Here is a 1,382-nt window from a genome sequence, read left to right on the forward strand (position 1 = left end):
ACCGGGGTGCCCAAAACAGAAGTCTACCGCAAGGTTATCCGGGAAATCGGCGGTGTGTCGGAAATAGTCTGCGTCCGCACCGAAGCTGTGGACAAGTTCCGCGAAGGCTGGGAAGCGCATGGCCTAGGCTGGCAGACGGACGTGATGCCCAGCAAAATCGAGGGCTGTACCAATGTGGTGTTATACTACGGCTCCAGCACCTACGACACACAACAGATGTCTGCTTTGATCGACAGCCTAGTCCAGGAGGCCCAGGCGCTAGGAATTGAAACCTTGTCTCCAGCGGAAATTGCGAGGTTGAACAGTCAATGGGAGGAGAGACAAGATGGCTAAGTGTGGAGAGTGCACGTACTACCGCCCTGTATCCCCTGTATCCGCAGGTGCGGGATGGTGCCATTGTGATGCGATGCAGGTGGCGGTGGTAGCTGATTTGGAAGCCTGTAAGAACTTTGAAAGGAGGACAAGCATGGACGAGGACAAGGACAAGGACGTGACGATTTCACTGACGTGGTATGAAGTGCTTTTGAGGGAGCAGGCCAAGCTGGATATTGTGCGGACGTTAGTGAAGCATTTGTCTAAAACCTATAACAAGGATCTAGAACTTCTGAAAGTGCTGCTGGAGGAAGAAGAATGCGTGACTACCTAAACGCCCGGGGTATGGCCAGTCAAGAAAGGGCGTGGCTGGAGCCGCGCCCCTCGCCCCGGGAAGTGGAGTGTACTTACTGTGCTACGCTGCTCGATAAAGACGATGCGCACTGGGATGGCATACATGGTCCTTACTGCGATGACTGTTGGGAGGAGATGAACTGGGGGTGAGCAACCATGCTGTGTGTCTGCGGCCGGGGGATGATCCGCTGCTGGATACCATGGATAAGAAGCGGCGGCTGGGTCTGCACATACTGCGGCTACTGCGCTAGGCTTGACTACCGCACCGGACGTAAGCAAGTGTTGTGGCCGCCCCGGCGGTACGGAAGGACGAATGCACACAGTGCTGGAGGTGCGTGATGATGGAACTACTTAAATGCGCGCAATGTGGGGACAGGCCAGGACTACTCATGTCGGTTGTGGACCGGTCTGCGGGTATCGAGATTAATCTTTGCTATGACTGTTACAAGACATACGCCCGGCACGTCAAGGATGGCAAGGCAGCGCGGGTTGCCGTGGTGTATGAAGAGGGAGTTTCGACGAGGTAGGGGGTGAACGCCGTGGAGGGATGGCAACTGAAACAGATGCAATCACTACCACTCGAGGCCAAGATCATCAAAAGTCAACAACGCATCCGCGAGTGGTACGAGCACTGGGATGGCAATGTTTATGTATCCTTTAGTGGTGGTAAATACTCCACGGTGTTGCTCCATCTAGTTCGGCAACTGTACCCGGAT

At 54.8% G+C, this 1,382-nt stretch carries 2 protein-coding genes and 2 pseudogenes; all 4 read left to right on the forward strand.

Features of this window, described 5'->3' with window-relative positions:
• Positions 1-333 (forward strand): annotated as a pseudogene (locus ACE4YL_RS02870) (hypothetical protein); the annotation flags it as partial.
• Positions 326-646 carry a hypothetical protein gene (locus ACE4YL_RS02875; protein WP_461369183.1) on the forward strand — a complete coding sequence of 107 codons (321 nt, stop codon included), beginning with the start codon at positions 326-328 and terminating at the stop codon, positions 644-646. The pseudogene ACE4YL_RS02870 and the gene ACE4YL_RS02875, both read left to right, overlap by 8 nt.
• Positions 631-816 carry a hypothetical protein gene (locus ACE4YL_RS02880; protein ID WP_461369184.1) on the forward strand — a complete coding sequence of 62 codons (186 nt, stop codon included), beginning with the start codon at positions 631-633 and terminating at the stop codon, positions 814-816. The genes ACE4YL_RS02875 and ACE4YL_RS02880 overlap by 16 nt, the downstream gene beginning before the upstream one ends.
• 380 nt (positions 817-1,196) lie before the next feature.
• Positions 1,197-1,382, forward strand: a pseudogene (locus ACE4YL_RS02885) (phosphoadenosine phosphosulfate reductase family protein); the annotation flags it as partial.

Origin of the sequence: Candidatus Darwinibacter acetoxidans (assembly GCF_041936445.1) — a bacterium.
Classification (GTDB): Bacteria; Bacillota; Limnochordia; order Darwinibacteriales; family Darwinibacteriaceae; genus DTU010.